Origin of the sequence: Aeromonas sp. s9 (assembly GCF_040907765.1) — a bacterium.
In the GTDB taxonomy this organism is placed as follows: domain Bacteria; phylum Pseudomonadota; class Gammaproteobacteria; order Enterobacterales; family Aeromonadaceae; genus Aeromonas; species Aeromonas caviae.
The window spans coordinates 1-17288 of record NZ_JBFOCK010000084.1 but is presented as its reverse complement, the minus strand read 5'-3'; the positions used below and the strand labels follow the sequence as shown (position 1 = coordinate 17288).

Genomic DNA, 17288 nt, shown 5'->3' with positions numbered 1-17288 from the left:
GCGCTAAGGTGGGGGAGGATGTCAAGAATTGGGCATTCGAATAATAACCATACGGCCTTGCGGTTGTCTAAAGGCACCTAACATCAGATAATACGGCCGCCTTCACACCGGAAAACCCATCGTCAATGACTGAGTACCTGCTTTTACTGGTCGGCACCGTGCTGATCAACAACTTCGTGCTGGTGAAGTTCCTCGGCCTTTGCCCCTTCATGGGTGTCTCCGGCAAGCTGGAAACCGCCATCGGCATGGGTCTGGCCACCACCTTCGTCATGACGCTGGCCAGCGCCTGCTCCTATCTGATGGAGCACTATATCCTGATCCCGCTGGAGATCGCCTACCTGCGCACCCTGGGCTTCATTCTGGTGATCGCCGTGGTGGTCCAGTTCACCGAGATGGTGATCCGCAAGAGCAGCCCGACCCTCTATCGCCTGCTCGGCATCTTCCTGCCGCTCATCACCACCAACTGTGCCGTGCTCGGCGTGGCGCTGCTCAGCATCAACGAGCGCCACAACTTCATCCAGAGCATCATCTACGGCTTCGGGGCCGCCGTCGGCTTCTCTCTGGTGCTGATCCTGTTTGCCGCCATGCGTGAGCGGCTGGTGGCCGCCGACGTGCCGGCACCGTTTCGTGGCGTCTCCATCGCCATGGTCACCGCTGGCCTGATGTCGCTGGCCTTCATGGGTTTTACCGGCCTCATCAAGATATAACGCTATGATTCACATACTCTTTGCCATTCTGGTGCTGGCCCTGCTTGCCCTGGCCTTCGGCATCATTCTCGGCTTTGCCGCCGTCAAGTTTCATGTGCAGGCCGATCCCATCGTCGATCAGCTCGATGCCCTGTTGCCCCAGACCCAGTGCGGCCAGTGCGGTTACCCGGGCTGCAAACCCTACGCCGACGCCCTGGCCAATGGCGACAAGATCAACAAGTGCGTGCCCGGTGGCGACGCCACCATGCGCAAGATTGCCGACCTGATGGGGGTCGAGCCCCAGTCTCTGGACGGCGGTGAAGACGCGGCAATCCCCGTCAAGAAGGTGGCCTTCATTCACGAAGACATGTGTATCGGTTGCACCAAGTGCATCCAGGCCTGTCCGGTCGACGCCATCCTGGGTGCCACCAAGGCGATGCACACCGTCATCGCCGCCGAGTGCACTGGGTGCGACCTCTGCGTCGACCCCTGCCCGACCGACTGTATCGAAATGATCCCGGTGCCGACCACGGTCGACAACTGGAAATGGGATCTGGCCAAGGTCGCCATTCCGGTCAAGATAGTGGAATAAACAGCGGAGTAACCATGCAGCATCTGCTCGAACGCATCAAAGCCGGCACTCTGTGGGATTTTCACGGCGGCATCCATCCCCCCGAGAACAAGCACCAGTCCAGCCTGACCCCCGTCGTTGACGCGGGCCTTCCCCCACAGCTCATCATTCCGGTGCGCCAGCACGCGGGTCCGGCCGGCGAACTGCTGGTGCGGGTGGGGGACAAGGTCAAGAAGGGGCAACCCCTCACCCGTTTTGACAAGGGACGCATCGTGCCGGTGCACGCTTCCACCTCGGGCACCATCACCGCCATCGAGCAGCACACGGTGGCGCACCCCTCCGGTCTTGACGATCTCTGCATCCTCCTCACCCCGGACGGAGACGATGCCTGGGGCGAGCGCACACCCCAGCCTGACTACTGGAACCTGGAGCGGGGGGCGTTGCTCGAGCGCATCCAGCAGGCCGGCATCGCCGGGCTCGGCGGCGCCGTCTTCCCGACCCACAGCAAGCTCGACGGCCGTGGCCAGCTCACCGAAATTCTCATCATCAACGGGCTGGAGTGCGAACCCTACATCACCACAGATGACCGTCTGATGCAGGAATACGCCGACGAGATCATAGACGGCATCCGGGTACTCAAGCACCTGCTCAAGCCCAAGCTCACCCTGATCGGGGTGGAAGACAACAAACCGGCGGCCATCGAGGCCCTGACCCGCCATGCCAGCGACGCCGACGTGCTGGTCAAGTCGGTACCGACCAAGTACCCCTCCGGCGGCGCCAAACAGACCATAGAGCTGCTCACCGGACGCCAGGTGCCCAAAGGAGGCCGGGCGGTCGACATGGGCATCATGGTGCTCAACGTCGCCACCGTCTTTGCCATCAAGCGCGCCATCATCGATGGGGAGCCGCTCATCGAGCGCATCGTCACCCTCACCGGCGACGCCTTCAAGAAACCCGGCAATGCCTGGGTGCGTCTGGGCACGCCGGTACGCTGGCTGCTCCAGCGTTTCGAGCTGCAACCGGAGGCGGATCAGCGGGTCATCATGGGGGGCCCCATGATGGGCTTCACCCTGCCCCACGCCATGGTCCCCGTGGTCAAGGCCACCAACTGCCTGCTCTCCCCCACCCGCGCCGAGCTGCCGCCCCCCGGCCCGGAACAGGCCTGCATCCGTTGCAGTGCCTGCGCCGATGCCTGCCCCGCCACCCTGCTGCCCCAGGAGCTTTACTGGTACAGCCGGGTCAAGGAGTACGACAAGGCCGAGAAGCTCAACCTCTTTGACTGTATCGAGTGCGGCGCCTGTGCCTGGGTCTGCCCGAGCGAAATCCCCCTGGTGCAGTACTACAAGATCGCCAAGGATGACATCCGCGAGGCCCGTGCCGAGGCCGAGAAGGCCGAACGTGCCAAGCAGCGCTTCGAGGCCAAGCAGGCTCGCTTCGAGCGTGAGAAGGCGGCCCGCGAAGCCCGCCACGCCGAAGCCGCAGCCCAGCGTCGCCAGGCCATGACGACGGCCGGGGGCGAAGATCCGGTCGCCGCCGCCCTGGCCCGCATCAAGGCCAAACAGGAGACGACCCAGGTGGGCGTGAGCACACCCGCACCGGACAACGAGGCCATGATTGCCGCCCGTGAGGCGCGCAAGCAGGAGGCCATCGCCCGTCGTGCCGCCAAGGCGGTCAATGGCGAGGACAATGAGCTGGCTGACACCCCGGCACCTGGGGAGCAACATCCCAAGGCAGAGCTGGATCCCAAGAAAGCCGCCATCGCCGCAGCCCTGGCACGGGCCAAGGCCAAGAAGGCTGCTCAAGCGCAAGGTGACGGGCCGGTGGTCGCGGATAAGACATCCGTGAATACAACCGAACACGCCGTTGAGGCCTCGGCCGCCGTATCCGAACCCGCCGCAGAAGTGGACCCCAAGAAGGCGGCCATTGCCGCCGCCATCGCCCGGGCCAAGGCCAAGAAAGCCGCCCTGGCGCAAGGTGACGCACCGCTGGACGCGGATAAGACATCCGTGAACACAAGCGATAACGCCATTGAGGCCCCGGCTGCCGCATCCGAGCCCGCCGCCGAGGTGGACCCCAAGAAGGCGGCCATTGCCGCCGCCATCGCCCGGGCCAAGGCCAAGAAGGCTGCTCAGGCGCAAGGTGATGGGCCGGTGGTCGCGGGTGAGACATCCGTGAACACAACCGAACACGCCGTTGAGGCCCCGGCCGCCGCATCCGAGCCCGCCGCCGAGGTGGATCCCAAGAAGGCGGCCATTGCCGCCGCCATCGCCCGGGCCAAGGCCAAGAAAGCCGCCCAGGCGCAAGGTGACGGGCCTGTGGTCGCGGGTGAGACATCCGTGAACACAACCGATAACGCCGTTGAGGCCCCGGCCGCCGCATCCGAGCCCGCCGCCGAGGTGGACCCCAAGAAGGCGGCCATTGCCGCCGCCATCGCCCGGGCCAAGGCCAAGAAGGCCGCCCAGGCGCAAGGGGATGGGCCTGTGGTCGCGGGTGAGACATCCGTGAACACAACCGATAACGCCGTTGAGGCCCCGGCCGCCGCATCCGAGCCCGCTGCCGAAGTGGACCCCAAGAAGGCGGCCATCGCCGCCGCCATCGCCCGGGCCAAAGCCAAGAAGCTGGCGGCCGAGGCTGCCTCCTCCCCTTCGACCGACAAGAGCCACTGATCCATGTTCAATATCGCGAGTGCGCCCTTTGCCCACAACCGCAAACAGACCCAGACCCTGATGGTGCTGGTGATCCTGGCCTGCCTGCCCGGCTTCCTGGCGCAGACCTGGTTCTTCGGCTGGGGGACCCTGATCCAGATCCTGCTGGCGCTGGTCACGGCCCTGGGTTCGGAGGCCCTGGTCCTTCGCCTGCGCGGCCGCCCCGTCAAACCGGCCCTGCTGGATGGCAGCGCGGCGCTCACCGCCGTGCTCATCGGTCTCTCCCTGCCCCCCCTGCTGCCCTGGTGGATGCTGGTGCTGGGCACGGCGTTCGCCATCATCATCGCCAAGCATCTCTATGGCGGGCTCGGTCAGAACCTGTTCAATCCTGCCATGGTGGCCTATGTGCTGCTGCTGGTCTCCTTCCCGGTCCAGATGACCAGCTGGCTGCCCCCCTCCAGCATCGCCGCCTACGACATCGGCTTCGCCGATGCGGCCTCGGTGATCTTCACCGGCTTCAGCCTCGACGGCTACAGCATGCTGCAGCTCAAGCAGGGGGTGGATGGCCTGACCATGGCCACGCCGCTGGATACCTTAAAGACCGGACTGACCCAGGGACTGACCGCCACCGAAGTGATGACCCACAAGGTCTTCGAGGGCTGGGGTGGTATCGGCTGGAGCTGGGTCAACCTCGGCTACCTGCTGGGAGGCCTCTTCCTGCTCCAGCAGAAAGTGATCAACTGGCGCATTCCGACTGCCGTGCTGGGCGCATTGCTGCTCGCTGCCACCCTGGGCTATCTGGCCACCCCGGATGCCACCGCCACCCCCATGCTGCACCTGTTCAGCGGTGCCACCATGCTCGGGGCCTTCTTCATCGCCACCGATCCGGTGAGTGCCAGCACCACCGCAAAGGGGCGCCTCGTCTACGGTGTGCTCATCGGCGTGCTGGTCTATGTCATCCGCCGTTTTGGCGGCTATCCGGATGCCTTCGCCTTCGCCGTGTTGCTGGCCAACCTGTGCGTTCCCCTGATTGACAGTCTGACCCGCCCCAAGGTCTATGGAGCCCGTCGCAAATGAACCCACATCTGAATTGCCGCAGACGCGAGACAGGGAGCCTCCCATGTTGAAAAGCATGCGCAAGAATGGCCTGACCCTGGCCCTCTTTGCCCTCGGCTGCACCGCCATGGTGGTGCTGACCAACGAACTGACCCGGGATCGCATCGCCCACCAGCAAGAGCTGGAGAAGCTGCGCACCCTGCAGGCCCTGCTGCCCGAGGGGAGTTATGACAACGATCTGGTGGCCAGTTGCAAGCTGGTCAGCAGCCGGGAATACCTGGGCAGCGATGAGCCCATGCCCCTCTATACCGCCACCCTCAAGGGGGTGCATACCGGCTACGCGCTGGAAACCGTGGCCCCCGATGGTTACAGTGGAGCCATTCGCATGGTGGTCGGCACCGATGCCAAGGGGGCCGTCAGTGCGGTCAGGGTGCTGGCCCACAAGGAAACCCCGGGGCTTGGTGACAAGATAGAACTGAAGAAATCCAGCTGGATCGACAGCTTCACCGGCAAGTCCCTCACGGCCGACAACGACACCACCTGGGCGGTGAAGAAGGATGGCGGCGAATTCGACGCCTTCACCGGGGCAACCATCACCCCGCGGGCCGTGGTCAAGGCGGTGAAAAATTTGCTGAGGCTGCAACAGGAGCACCCCGAACTGCTGCACGATGCCCCCTCCTGCCATACCAACCCCTAACGCCGGAGCACACGCTATGGAACAAGTCGACGTGATTGACACGGCCAGCCAACCCGCCGGGGAAAGTGGCCGCCGCGAAGAGCTCAAGGAGCTGATGCTGCAGGGACTGTGGAAGAACAACCCCTCCCTGGTGCAGGTGCTGGGACTCTGCCCCACCCTGGCGGTCTCCTCCACCTTTACCAATGCGTTGGGGCTCGGCCTTGCCACCATGGTGGTACTGGTCTGCTCCAACCTCGCCGTCTCCCTAGTGCGCAACTGGGTGCCCAAGGATATCCGCATCCCGGTCTACGTGATGATTATCGCGGCCCTGGTGACCAGCGTGCAACTGTTGATGAACGCCTACACCTACGGCCTCTATCAAGCGCTCGGCATCTTCATCGCCCTCATCGTCACCAACTGCGTCATCATCGGCCGCGCCGAAGCCTATGCCTCCAAGAACCCGCCCCTGCTTGCCGCCCTCGACGGCTTCATGATGGGGCTGGGCTTTACCCTGGTGCTGCTGGTACTGGGGGGCCTTCGCGAGATCATCGGCATGGGCACCCTGTTTGACGGTGCCGAGCTGCTGCTGGGTGACTGGGCCAAGTCATTGCGCGTCGAGCTGTTCCACGCCGACGCCAGCCTGCTGCTGGCGATCCTGCCCCCCGGCGGCTTCATCGGCCTCGGTTTGATGATCGCCGGCAAAAACGCCATCAACGACTGGATGGGCCGCAAGCAGAGTGCCGAGAAGGCCCACTGCACCGTGCCGGCGGCGGGCGCCCGCACTACCCAGCTCTGAGACAAGAGAGAGCCATGAACAACCAGAAACGCAGGCTGATCCTGGAGCGGTTGCGCGATGACAACCCCCATCCCACCACAGAGCTCAACTTCACCACGCCCTTCGAGCTGCTCATCGCCGTGCTGCTTTCGGCCCAGGCCACCGACGTGAGCGTCAACAAGGCCACCGACAATCTCTATCCGGTGGCCAACACCCCCCAGGCCATGCTGGATCTGGGGGTGGATGGGGTCAAGGAGTACATCAAGACCATTGGCCTCTTCAACACCAAGGCCGAGAACGTCATCAAGACCTGCGCCATTCTGCTGGAGCGCCACGGCGGCGAGGTGCCGGAGAATCGCGAGGCCCTCGAGGCCCTGCCCGGCGTCGGCCGCAAGACGGCCAACGTGGTGCTCAACACCGCCTTCGGCTGGCCCACCATCGCCGTCGACACCCATATCTTCCGGGTCTCCAACCGCACCGGCTTTGCAGTGGGCAAGAACGTCGATCAGGTGGAGGAGAAGCTGCTCAAGGTGGTCCCCGCCGAGTTCAAGCTGGACGTGCATCACTGGCTCATCCTGCACGGGCGTTACACCTGTCTCGCCCGCAAGCCCCGCTGCGGCTCCTGCATCATCGAAGATTTGTGCGAATACAAAGAGAAGGTCTATCCCGAGAGTTGATCTGCAGGCCTCTGCGGATCCGGTCTCGGGCCATGGATTCAAGGCAGTACCAATCCACCAACCCGGAGAATTGAGCAATGAGAATTCTGCATACCATGTTGCGCGTCGGCGATCTGCAACGTTCCATCGACTTCTACACCCGAGTGCTGGGCATGACACTGCTGCGCAAGAGCGAAAACAGCGAATACAAGTACACCCTGGCCTTCGTCGGCTACGGCGACGAGAAGGATGAAGCCGTCATCGAGCTCACCTACAACTGGGGCGTGAGCGAATACGAGCTCGGTTCCGCCTATGGTCACATCGCCCTGGAAGCGGACGACATCTATGCCACCTGCGAGGCGCTGCGCGCCGCCGGCGCCAAGATCACCCGCGAACCGGGCCCTGTGAAGGGCGGCACCACCGTCATCGCCTTCGTGGAAGACCCGGACGGCTACAAGATTGAGCTGATTGCCAAGAAAGACGCCGGTACCGGCCTGGGCGCCTGAGCCCACGCCGCCTGGCGGTGAGAAAAACAACGGGGCCCAGGGCCCCGTTTTCATTGGCTGCGGCCACCGTCAGGCCAGGCGGAAGCGCCCCATGCTCTGGCGCAGACCCGCCGCCAGCTGGCTCAGCTCCAGACAGGCTTTGGCGGTGTGATCCGCGCCGGTCGCGACCTCGTTGGAGGAGTCGTTGATGCGCGCCACGTTGCGGCCCAGCTCATCGGAGACCGCATCCTGCTCGCCACAGGCACTGGCAATCTGGATCGCCATGTCGGCTATCTGGGCCACCGCCTCTTCAATCTGACGAATGCCCGCGCTGGTGCGTTCGCTCTGGCTCACGCACTGGCGGATCATCTCGCAACTCTGGCCGGTCACCGACTTCGCCCGGTTGGCACGGGCCTGCAGGGTCTCGATGATGGCGACGATTTCGCCGGTGGAGGCCTGGGTACGCCCCGCCAGGGTGCGCACCTCGTCGGCCACTACCGCAAAGCCGCGCCCCTGCTCACCGGCACGGGCCGCCTCGATGGCGGCATTGAGTGCCAACAGGTTGGTCTGGTCGGCAATGCCGCGAATGACATCCACCACCAGGTTGATCTGGGCGGACTCTTTCTCCAGTTCACTCACCAGGTTGCCCGCCTGCTCCATCTCACCAGCCACCCGGGTGATGGCATCCAGGGCCCCCTGCACATCCTGACTGCCGCGACGAGCCAGGGCATTGGCAGAGCTTGCCGACTCCGAGGCCACCTCGGTGTTGCCCGCCACATCCGCTACCGTCGCCTTCATCTGGGCCATGGCGGTGGCGACCTGGGCTATCTCCTGCTGCTGGATCTGGATCCCCTGGGATGATTGCTCGGAGACCGCGCTCACCTCCTCGATGGCGGCCCCCAGCTGGGTCACGGCGGCGGCCACCTCCTCGATGAGCCCACGCAGGTTGTCCTGCATCTTGAGGGAGGCGCTGGCCAGCATCCCCAGTTCGTCCTGCCCGATGTGCTGGCGATCCAGCCGATGGGTCAGATCTCCCAGGGCGATGGCATTGGCCTGGGCCACCACGGCTTGCAGGGGCAGGCAGATCTGGCGGGTGAGGAACCAGGTCATGACCCCCATGAAGATCAGCAGGGTCGCGATGCTCACCACGGCAAAGGTCATCACCATGGTGACGCTGCCAAGCAGGCTGCCACGGTTCTCTTCCACAAAGCCAAGATTCACCTTCACCAGGGCACGCACCGCCAGCTCCAGCTCGGTGTAGAGCCCGTTCGAGCGAAACAGCGCCTCCCTGGCCTCATCCCTGCTGCCCTGGAACAACAGGGTATCCACCTGGTTGACGGCCCCCAGATATTGCAGCCACTGCAGCTTGACGCGGTTGAAGGCCTGGCGTTCATGCTCGGCCCCCACGGTTGCCTCGTAGGCATCCATGACCTGCTGCACCTTGCCCAGGCTCTCCTGGATGCGGGCGCGGCGAACCTGCCTGTCGACGGCATCTTCCACCATCAGCAGGGCAAACTGGGCACGGCGCACATAGGAGACGTCGTAGAGCAGGTTGTCAACCGAGAGCACGCTTGGCAGGGTGGAGTCGGTGAAGTTCAATACCCGATCCCGAATGTCCCGCAGTTCGGTGGCGAGAAACAGGCCGAAGACGGCGTTGATGACAGCAATGACCGCAAAGACGGCGGCAATCTTCTTGCCGATGGAGAGATGCTTGTAAGACATGTTGGCTGGTGATCCTCGACTGCAGATGTGCAGTGACACAATGATCACATCCGTGTAAGCGGTGACCCGAGACTCCTGACGGGAAATGACGATGGGAGCAAAGAGAGGGGATCCCTTGCTTCCCGCTCGCCCCACGCCGGGCCTTGTGCCAGCCACGAGGCTGCCAGCACAGTAGCGACCAGCTCGACGCAAAACTTGAGCCGATTGCCACAATCGGTCCGTCGTCATGGACAAAGCAGGGGCCAGGTTATGTAATGGCCGTTCGTCTCTCCCCATTCCTGTCTTCAGAGGCCCCATGGACAACGTATCGACCCTCTCCCCTTCCTGGTCTGTCCAACTGCGCGAGCAGATAGCAGATCGCCCCCTCATCGCCCTGGGGCTGCTGCTCGCCCTGGTCGCCGTGCTGCTGCTCCTGGTGCAGAGTCTGGTCGTGCTGGCGGCCGGTGACATCACCGCCGGCATGCGCTATGGCCTCATCGGCGGTGCCGCCGGCTTTGCCGCCACGGCGCTCGGCGCCCTGCCGGCCCTGTTCCTGCGCGCCGTTCCCCAACGGGTGGAAGACGCCATGCTGGGTTTTGCCGCCGGCATGATGCTGGCCCTGTTCCTGCGCGCCGTTCCCCAACGGGTGGAAGACGCCATGCTGGGTTTTGCCGCCGGCATGATGCTGGCCGCCAGCGCCTTCTCCCTGTTGCTGCCGGGCCTCGAGGCCGCGGAGGGGATCACAGGCGACGGCTTCCTCGCCGCCGCCGTGGTGGTGACGGGCATGGCTCTCGGCGTCCTGCTGATGCTGGGGCTGGATCAGTTCACCCCCCATGAGCAAGACAAGACGGGGCCCTGCGGTCCCGGCCACGAGAGCTGCTCCCGGGTCTGGCTGTTCGTGTTCGCCATCGCCCTGCACAACCTGCCGGAGGGCATGGCCATCGGGGTCAGCTTCTCCCAGGGTGACATGGCCGTCGGTCTGCCGCTCACCACCGCCATTGCCCTGCAGGACATTCCCGAGGGGCTGGCGGTGGCGCTCGCCATGTGCGCCGCCGGTTTTCGTCCCCCGCTGGCCGTGCTGGTGGCCATCGCCAGCGGCCTGCTGGAACCGCTCGGGGCCCTGCTCGGGGTGGGGCTTGCCAGCGGCATGGCCATCGCCTACCCCATTGGTCTGGGGCTCGCGGCCGGCGCCATGCTGTTCGTGGTCTCCCACGAGGTGATCCCCGAGACCCACCGCAACGGCCACCAGACCCACGCCACCCTGGGCCTCATGGTCGGCTTTGCCCTGATGATGACCCTGGATACCGCGCTGGGATAACGCGTCGGCCCCCCGTGCACTCCGTAGTTTCCCACAAAGCGCTTCCCGAGCGGCTGGCCCTGTTCGCCAGCACACTGCAACGGCTTGCAGAGCGCGGCGAGCCGGCCACCCTTGTCCAGCACTACCACTGACGCAGGAGATGCCCCGCCAGCCCCATAGGAATGCTCGGCGCCATCGCCAAGTTTTGTTATCATCCCCGCCAACTTTTTCGGCCCAGCGGCCATCGAGACGAGGTAGATGATGAAAGTAGGTATTATCGGCGCCATGGAGCAGGAAGTGGCCCTGCTGCGCAGCCAGCTGAGCGAACCCACCACCCTGCAACTGGGTGGCTGCGAGTTTTATCAGGGCCGCCTGGCCGGTAAAGAGGTGATCCTGACCCGCTCCGGCATCGGCAAGGTCGCCGCCAGCGTCGCCACCAGCCTGCTGCTGGAAAAATTCGCTCCCGATTGCGTCATCAACACCGGTTCTGCCGGTGGCTTCGCCCAGGATCTGCACATCGGTGACGTGGTCATCGCGAGCGAGATGCGCTTCCACGACGTGGACGTGACCGCCTTCGGTTACGAAATGGGCCAGATGGCCCAGCAGCCCGCCGCCTTCCCCTGCGACGAAAAACTCATCGCCCTGGCACAGACCTGCATTGCCGAGCAAGGCAAGCACCAGACCAAGGTCGGGCTCATCTGCACCGGCGATCAGTTCATGTGCAAGCCGGACGCCATCGCGAAAGCCCGTGCCGACTTTCCGCAGATGCTGGCGGTGGAGATGGAAGGGGCCGCCATCGGCCAGGTGTGCCACATGTTCAAGGTGCCCTATCTGGTGGTACGGGCCATGTCGGACATCGCCGGCAAGGAGCAGGTGGAATCCTTCGATGCCTTCATCGAGGTGGCGGGTCAACACTCCGCCGAAGTGATCATCGCGCTGCTCGGCAAGCTGTGATCGACGCCCCCTCCTGGGATGCCCTGATGACCGCCCTCGCCTCCACGACGGCGGCCATCATGGTGGGGGCCGCCCTGCTGGAGGCCCTGCTGCCCTGGCCCGCACGCTTTCGACCCGGCGCAGCCGTGCCTCTGCTCACCCGCCTCGGCCAGACGGTCTATCGCCCCGACGGCACGCCACGCCAGCAGAGCCAGGCCGGGCTCCTTGCCCTGCTGGTGGTCTGGGTGCCCTGCGCAGCCGGTCTCTGGGCGGTGCGCAATCTCTCCCTGTCCGAGCCCCTGTTCGACCTCCTGTTCCTGCTGCTGATGCTCGAATCAAGGCCCCTGCGTGAACTCGCCCAGGCGAACCAGTCCCTGGCGACCCAGGAGACGCTGGTCGTGGCGAGGCTGCAGGTCGCCCCCTGGCTCAAGCGGGAAACCGGCAAGCTCTCGGTGATGGGGTTGAACAAGGCGGTGAGCGAGACCTGCGTACTGCGCCTCGTCGGTCAGTGGGCCGCCCCCCTGCTGGGCTTCGCCCTGGCCGGGGTACAGGGTGCCCTGCTGGTGCGGCTCGCCCAGTTGACCCATCTGGCGTGGAACCCCAAGCAAAGCGCGTTCGTCCACTTCGGCCGCCCGGCTGCGGCGCTCTATCAGGGTTTCTGCGCCCCCGCCATCCTGTTGCTGGCGCTCCCCCTGTGCCTGACCCAGGTGCGCGGGCTGGGCAACAGAGTGCGACCTGCGCTGCATTGGCCCCATCCCGCCATGGGGGTCCTGCTCGCGTTGCTGGCCCGGGCCACGGGCCGCCGACTCGGCGGCCCCCGCTACTATCAGGGCCAGCTGGTGCGCTTTCCGGTATTTGATGAAGGGAGCGAACCCGATGCCAACCTGCCCCTGCGCCTGCTGCAGCGTCTGCAACTGACCGGCTGGGGCTGGCTCGGGCTCTCGCTGCTCCTGACATGGATGGCGCTCAATCATGGCTGATCGCGTTTCCCTTCGTGCCCTGGGCCTGTTTGTCTGCCTGCTGGGCACCTCACTGTGCGCCATGGCCACCCCGCCGCAGCGCATCGTGAGCCTCACTCCCCATCTGACGGAACTGCTGTTCGATATCGGCGCCGGGGATCGCGTGGTCGCCACCGACGATGCCTCCGATTACCCCGCCGAGGTGGCCAACCTCCCCCGGGTGGCCAACTATCGCAGCATCAACCTAGAGGCGCTGCTGGCCCAGAAGCCGGATCTGGTAGTGGCCTGGCGCTCCGCCCAGGCCCGCATGCTGGGCCCGGTCGAGCGCCTCGGCATCCCCGTCTTCTACTCGGAGCCCACCGACTTTGCCTCCCTGGCCACCGAGATGCGCAGCCTGGGGCACCTGCTCGGGCTCACGCCCAGAGCCGACGAGCAAGCCCGCGCCTATCTGACCCGGCTCGACGCCCTGGCTGCGCGCTACGGCGAGCCCAAGCCCCTGTCGGTCTTCTATCAGCTCTGGTACCCGCCGCTCACCAGCGTCAATAATTCGACCTGGCCGGGGCAGGCCATCACCCTCTGCGGCGGACGCAACATCATGGCGAAGACGGGAGCAGCCTACCCCCAGGTCGGGCTGGAGCAGGTGATCAAGGGCAATCCCGGGCTTATCCTGGCTGGCGGCCGGGATCCTTCCGTGCTGGATCACTGGCGGCAGTGGCCCATGCTGGACGCCGTCAAACACCAACGGCTCGCCCTCATCAACGCCGATGAACTGCACCGTTTCACCCCCCGCGCCCTCAACGCGGTGGAGCAGATATGCGAGGCGATCGAGGATGCGCATACGGGACAAGGTGCTGATTAGTAGACCCATCATGTTAAGACAGCATGATAAAATTCAAGTTTTTCACCACATGCGTCGATATCTGTAAAGTCATCATTTTCTCGGTCGATCACATTCTTCTTGCAAGACTCTGGAGTCTTATTTGTTACTATATGATTCATCAATGTTTTTTTAAATGAGATGCTCACTATGTTCAATGATAAAACGATCCTGATCACCGGTGGCACAGGCTCTTTCGGCCAGCTTTTTATCAAGACCATACTGGAGCGTTATGAACCCCGTCGCTTGATCATTTACTCGCGCGACGAGTTGAAACAGTTCGAGATGCAGCAGGAGTTTAACGACCCCTGCATGCGCTATTTTATCGGTGATGTCCGAGACGCCAACCGGCTTACCATGGCAATGCGTGGCGTCGATTACGTGGTTCATGCAGCAGCACTGAAACAGGTTCCAGCCGCTGAATACAACCCCATGGAGTGTATTAAAACCAATATCCATGGTGCAGAGAACGTCATCCAGGCCGCTTTGCTCAATCAAGTCAAAAAAGTTATTGCCCTCTCCACTGACAAAGCCGCCAATCCAATCAATCTCTACGGTGCCACCAAACTGGCATCAGACAAGCTCTTCGTGGCAGCAAACAACATCGCGGGACAGGATCCCACCCGTTTTGCCGTAGTCCGCTACGGCAACGTGGTCGGTTCTCGCGGCTCTGTCGTCCCCTTCTTCCAAAAGCTGATTGACCAGAATGCGGATGCGTTGCCCATCACCCATGAGGAGATGACGCGTTTCTGGATCACTTTGCAGCAAGGGGTAGATTTCGTACTGGACAATTTTGGGCGGATGAAGGGAGGGGAAATATTCGTTCCCAAATTGCCATCTGTTCGCATCACAGATTTGGCCTGTGCCATGGCCCCTCACCTGCCACACAAAATCATCGGCATTCGCCCGGGAGAAAAGCTTCACGAAGTGATGTGCCCTGCCGATGACTCTTATCACACCTTTGAATTTGATGACTTCTTCGTAATTGGCCCAACCATCAACTTCAATAACCGCAACAACGATTTCTCCAAAACTGCGGCAGGCGAGAAGGGAAAGATGGTCGAGCAGGGATTTGAATACAACTCTCGCAGCAACCCTGACTTTTTCTCTATTAAACAACTGCAGAAGATGAACCAGAGCAAGGTAGCAGAATGATCCCCTACGGCCGTCAATCTATCAGCCAGGCAGATATCGATGCTGTCGTGAAAGTTCTCAAGTCCGACTTCCTGACTCAGGGGCCAGTCGTCCCCCGTTTCGAGCAAACAGTAGCTGATTACTGCGGAGCTAAATTTGGGGTGGCGGTCAATTCAGGTACTGCAGCACTCCATATCGCCTGTCTGGCGCTGGGCGTCGGCCACGGGGATTGGGTCTGGACATCGCCCATCAGCTTCGTTGCATCCGCCAACTGTGCTCTCTATTGCGGTGCACAAGTCGACTTCGTCGACATTGAGCCCGATACAGGGAACATGTGCGCAGTGGAGCTGGAGAGGAAACTGATTGCCGCCCAGGCGGAAGGAAAACTACCCAAAGTAGTAATACCGGTACACTTCGCTGGCCTCCCCTGCGACATGCAGGATATCCACCGCTTGGGACAAGAGTATGGTTTTCGGATCATCGAAGATGCCTGCCACGCCCTCGGCGCACGCTATCACGGCGAGCCGACCGGTAACTGCCGCTACAGCGATATCACCGTCTTTAGCTTCCATCCGGTGAAGATCATCACCACGGGTGAAGGCGGCATGGCGATGACCAATGACCCTCAGCTTGCCAAGACCATGCGCCTGCTGCGCAGCCACGGCATCACCCGCGAGGCCGAAGATTTTATTAATGAGCCGGACGGCCCCTGGTATTACGAACAGCAGCTGCTCGGCTTCAACTACCGGATGACCGATATCCAGGCCGCACTGGGATTGAGTCAGATGTCACGGCTGGACGAGTTTTTGACCAAGCGCCGCGCAATTGCCGCCCGTTATCAAACTGAATTGCCACGTCCAGGTCTTGAAATTCTGGCCAACCGAGAAGGGCGAGTCTCAGCCTGGCACCTATTTGTAATCAAGGTGCCAGCAGAACGGCGGAAAGAAATATATAACCAGTTGCGCGAATTTGGCTTGGGTGTAAATGTCCACTATATTGCAATCGACACCCAGCCATACCACCAAAAGAATGTAATCCCTCACAACAGATTGGCGAGAGAATTCAGCTTTAGCATTATAACACTCCCTATATATCCTGATTTACATATTGACCAATGTAATAGGTGTATCAACATTATTGGTGAAATATCACCACCCAAATAGCACTATTTTATTTCCGGACCATTAGGAGCAACACAGTACAAGACGGTTTCCCACGGCCCCCAAAAATGGTGACGGATATATAATTCATAATCTGGATAAAAATTCCTGATAAGTTGAGGCAAACGCCATAAGTCATCATGTCTGTGATATATGCTGATTGCTAGCGTTGGATGATACTGTCGGATAATTTTTTCAGCGCCAAGTAATGCCTGCTCTTCAGCACCTTCAATATCCATTTTAATAAAATTTGGAGGGTTCGATGACAGCGTAGAATCAAGGAAGGTGCTAACAAGTCACTTGGCACAAAAACACACCATTCTAAATTATTGATATTAAATGGCTAAACTTTTTAGTTTTGGCTCATAGGGTACTTATTCGCACCTTCCCTAGTTTTTAGCTCGTATTCAAAAGCCTCGGAGGCGATAATAAAGTGTCGTTCACCATCGGCAATAGCCTGTTCAAGTGTTTTAACCGGCACCGAAAAATCCTCTAAAAATTCAGCCTGTTTATCAACAAGACAACGAATTTTAATGCGGCTACGCAGTGCGTTCAGAAATACAATCCCAATCTCGCCTGCTCCAACAATACTGCGCGAATTCAACTTCGAAGTGCGACACTCGCCTATGCCGCCTGACGGTACTCTTCGAATACCTTGACAGGCTGCCTGAATCCGAGACATTTCCGAGGTCGTAGGTTGAGCCACTGCTCCGCTCTCCTGACATCCTCGTCCGTGACCTCTCTCAGGTCTGTTCCCTTTGGGATAAACTGCCTCAACAGCCCATTGCTGTTCTCGTTCAGACCGCGCTCCCACGAAGAGTAAGGGTGCGCAAAGTAAGTCTCGGCACCCAGCGCTTCCTCTATCGCCTTGTGTTCGGCAAACTCGCCGCCGTTGTCAAAGGTGATGGTATGCACCTGCTCGATGTAGGGCGTTAACATCTCGATTATCGCATCCCGCACCACCCCAGCCTGTTTGCTCGCGACCCGCTTGACCAGATAGAGCCGGCTCTTGCGCTCCACCAGGGTGACCAGTGCACCTGTGCCTTGCTTGCCCAGCACCGTGTCCGCCTCCCAATCACCGAGCCGCTCCCGGCTATCGACGATAGCCGGCCGTTCATCAATAGAGCGGGCTTCCTTGATGGGAGAACGCAGGCTGCTCGCCCCCTTGCGGTAGCGCTTGTGGCCCTGGCGCAGATGGCGGTACAACTGGCCACCCCGGGCTTTGTCGGCGGCCACATGGCGGTATATCCACTCGTGACTCACCATGAGGCCTATCTGCTTGCCCACCGCGCTTATCTGCTCCGGGCTCCACCACCAGGCGAGTGTCAGCTCGACAAACTGGATGACATCGGCAGATAGCCGAGATTTGGCCGCACTGGCCCGTCGGTGGGTGGCGTGCTGATGCGCATTGTCTGGCTGGTAGCCCTGCGGCCCGGCGTTACGACGCAGCTCCCGGTAGAGGGTGGAGCGATGAACGCCAATGGCGCGTGCGGTGGCAAGGATGGACATCCCCTGTGCGCGAAGCACCGATAACTGGTATCGTTGCCCCTCGGTCAACTGCTGATAGCTCATGGTGATACTGCTTTTACTTTGGCGAGCAGAAGGGTACCACCAATCAGCAGTTGGCCACCTCTCGCCATTCATCCATGAGTGTCGCACTTATTATCTGAATTCCCG

17 protein-coding genes and 1 pseudogene are annotated in these 17288 nt (G+C 61.8%); 14 read left to right on the top strand and 4 right to left on the bottom strand.

What is annotated here, in order from left to right; all coding sequences use genetic code 11:
* The first annotated feature begins 125 nt into the window (after positions 1-125).
* The 8 genes from rsxA (at position 126) to gloA (ending at position 7571) form a co-directional block, all read left to right on the top strand.
* Entirely contained in the window at positions 126-707 is a 582-nt protein-coding gene (gene rsxA, locus AB5Y54_RS17615; RefSeq protein ID WP_039038677.1) for an electron transport complex subunit RsxA, read from the top strand.
* A gap of 4 nt (positions 708-711) precedes the next feature.
* Positions 712-1278 (top strand): electron transport complex subunit RsxB, encoded by a 567-nt coding sequence (rsxB, locus tag AB5Y54_RS17610; protein WP_043156390.1) that lies wholly within the window; start codon positions 712-714, stop codon positions 1276-1278.
* Between the two features lie 14 nt (positions 1279-1292).
* Complete coding sequence (gene rsxC, locus AB5Y54_RS17605) at positions 1293-3923, top strand: electron transport complex subunit RsxC (protein WP_043156388.1); 2631 nt, start codon at positions 1293-1295, stop codon at positions 3921-3923.
* Between the two features lie 3 nt (positions 3924-3926).
* On the top strand, positions 3927-4979 hold the full coding sequence (gene rsxD, locus AB5Y54_RS17600; RefSeq protein WP_010674314.1) for an electron transport complex subunit RsxD: 1053 nt from the start codon (positions 3927-3929) through the stop codon (positions 4977-4979).
* A 43-nt stretch (positions 4980-5022) separates the two neighbouring features.
* Complete coding sequence (gene rsxG / locus AB5Y54_RS17595) at positions 5023-5655, top strand: electron transport complex subunit RsxG (RefSeq protein WP_043156385.1); 633 nt, start codon at positions 5023-5025, stop codon at positions 5653-5655.
* A 16-nt stretch (positions 5656-5671) separates the two neighbouring features.
* The gene (locus tag AB5Y54_RS17590; protein WP_010674312.1) at positions 5672-6430 is read left to right on the top strand and encodes an electron transport complex subunit E; all 759 of its coding nucleotides are present in this window, start codon (positions 5672-5674) and stop codon (positions 6428-6430) included.
* Between the two features lie 14 nt (positions 6431-6444).
* Positions 6445-7086, top strand: coding sequence for an endonuclease III (gene nth, locus AB5Y54_RS17585; protein WP_053288528.1), 642 nt, complete (start codon positions 6445-6447; stop codon positions 7084-7086).
* A 77-nt stretch (positions 7087-7163) separates the two neighbouring features.
* Positions 7164-7571: a lactoylglutathione lyase gene (gene gloA, locus AB5Y54_RS17580; protein ID WP_010674310.1), complete on the top strand. Its 408-nt coding sequence runs from the start codon at positions 7164-7166 to the stop codon at positions 7569-7571.
* A 69-nt stretch (positions 7572-7640) separates the two neighbouring features.
* Here the strand turns inward: gloA and AB5Y54_RS17575 are convergent, their stop codons facing one another.
* Positions 7641-9272, bottom strand: a complete 1632-nt coding sequence (locus AB5Y54_RS17575) for a methyl-accepting chemotaxis protein (protein ID WP_053288529.1) — start codon at positions 9270-9272, stop codon at positions 7641-7643.
* Positions 9273-9567: 295 nt separating this feature from the next.
* Here AB5Y54_RS17575 and AB5Y54_RS17570 point away from each other — a divergent pair, with 295 nt between their 5' ends.
* The 6 genes from AB5Y54_RS17570 (at position 9568) to pseC (ending at position 15614) form a co-directional block, all read left to right on the top strand.
* The gene (locus tag AB5Y54_RS17570) at positions 9568-10569 is read left to right on the top strand and encodes a ZIP family metal transporter (protein WP_368154087.1); all 1002 of its coding nucleotides are present in this window, start codon (positions 9568-9570) and stop codon (positions 10567-10569) included.
* A gap of 240 nt (positions 10570-10809) precedes the next feature.
* Positions 10810-11502 carry a 5'-methylthioadenosine/S-adenosylhomocysteine nucleosidase gene (mtnN, locus tag AB5Y54_RS17565; protein ID WP_043156394.1) on the top strand — a complete coding sequence of 231 codons (693 nt, stop codon included), beginning with the start codon at positions 10810-10812 and terminating at the stop codon, positions 11500-11502.
* 26 nt (positions 11503-11528) lie between these two features.
* Positions 11529-12461 carry a cobalamin biosynthesis protein gene (locus AB5Y54_RS17560; RefSeq protein ID WP_368154086.1) on the top strand — a complete coding sequence of 311 codons (933 nt, stop codon included), beginning with the start codon at positions 11529-11531 and terminating at the stop codon, positions 12459-12461.
* A gap of 61 nt (positions 12462-12522) precedes the next feature.
* Positions 12523-13299, top strand: coding sequence for a cobalamin-binding protein (locus AB5Y54_RS17555; RefSeq protein WP_162540678.1), 777 nt, complete (start codon positions 12523-12525; stop codon positions 13297-13299).
* A gap of 168 nt (positions 13300-13467) precedes the next feature.
* Positions 13468-14472, top strand: a complete 1005-nt coding sequence (gene pseB / locus AB5Y54_RS17550) for a UDP-N-acetylglucosamine 4,6-dehydratase (inverting) (protein ID WP_053288532.1) — start codon at positions 13468-13470, stop codon at positions 14470-14472.
* The gene (pseC, locus tag AB5Y54_RS17545; RefSeq protein WP_368154085.1) at positions 14469-15614 is read left to right on the top strand and encodes a UDP-4-amino-4,6-dideoxy-N-acetyl-beta-L-altrosamine transaminase; all 1146 of its coding nucleotides are present in this window, start codon (positions 14469-14471) and stop codon (positions 15612-15614) included. Before pseB ends, pseC begins: the two co-directional genes overlap by 4 nt.
* A 2-nt stretch (positions 15615-15616) precedes the next feature.
* Here the strand turns inward: pseC and AB5Y54_RS17540 are convergent.
* From AB5Y54_RS17540 to AB5Y54_RS17530, 3 genes and pseudogenes are all read right to left on the bottom strand, one after another.
* A pseudogene (locus tag AB5Y54_RS17540) lies at positions 15617-15886 on the bottom strand (FkbM family methyltransferase); the annotation flags it as partial.
* 77 nt (positions 15887-15963) lie between these two features.
* Positions 15964-16215, bottom strand: coding sequence for a hypothetical protein (locus AB5Y54_RS17535; protein WP_368154084.1), 252 nt, complete (start codon positions 16213-16215; stop codon positions 15964-15966).
* 20 nt (positions 16216-16235) lie between these two features.
* Positions 16236-17183, bottom strand: coding sequence for an IS30-like element ISAs2 family transposase (locus tag AB5Y54_RS17530; RefSeq protein WP_019706001.1), 948 nt, complete (start codon positions 17181-17183; stop codon positions 16236-16238).
* Between the last annotated feature and the right edge of the window lie 105 nt (positions 17184-17288).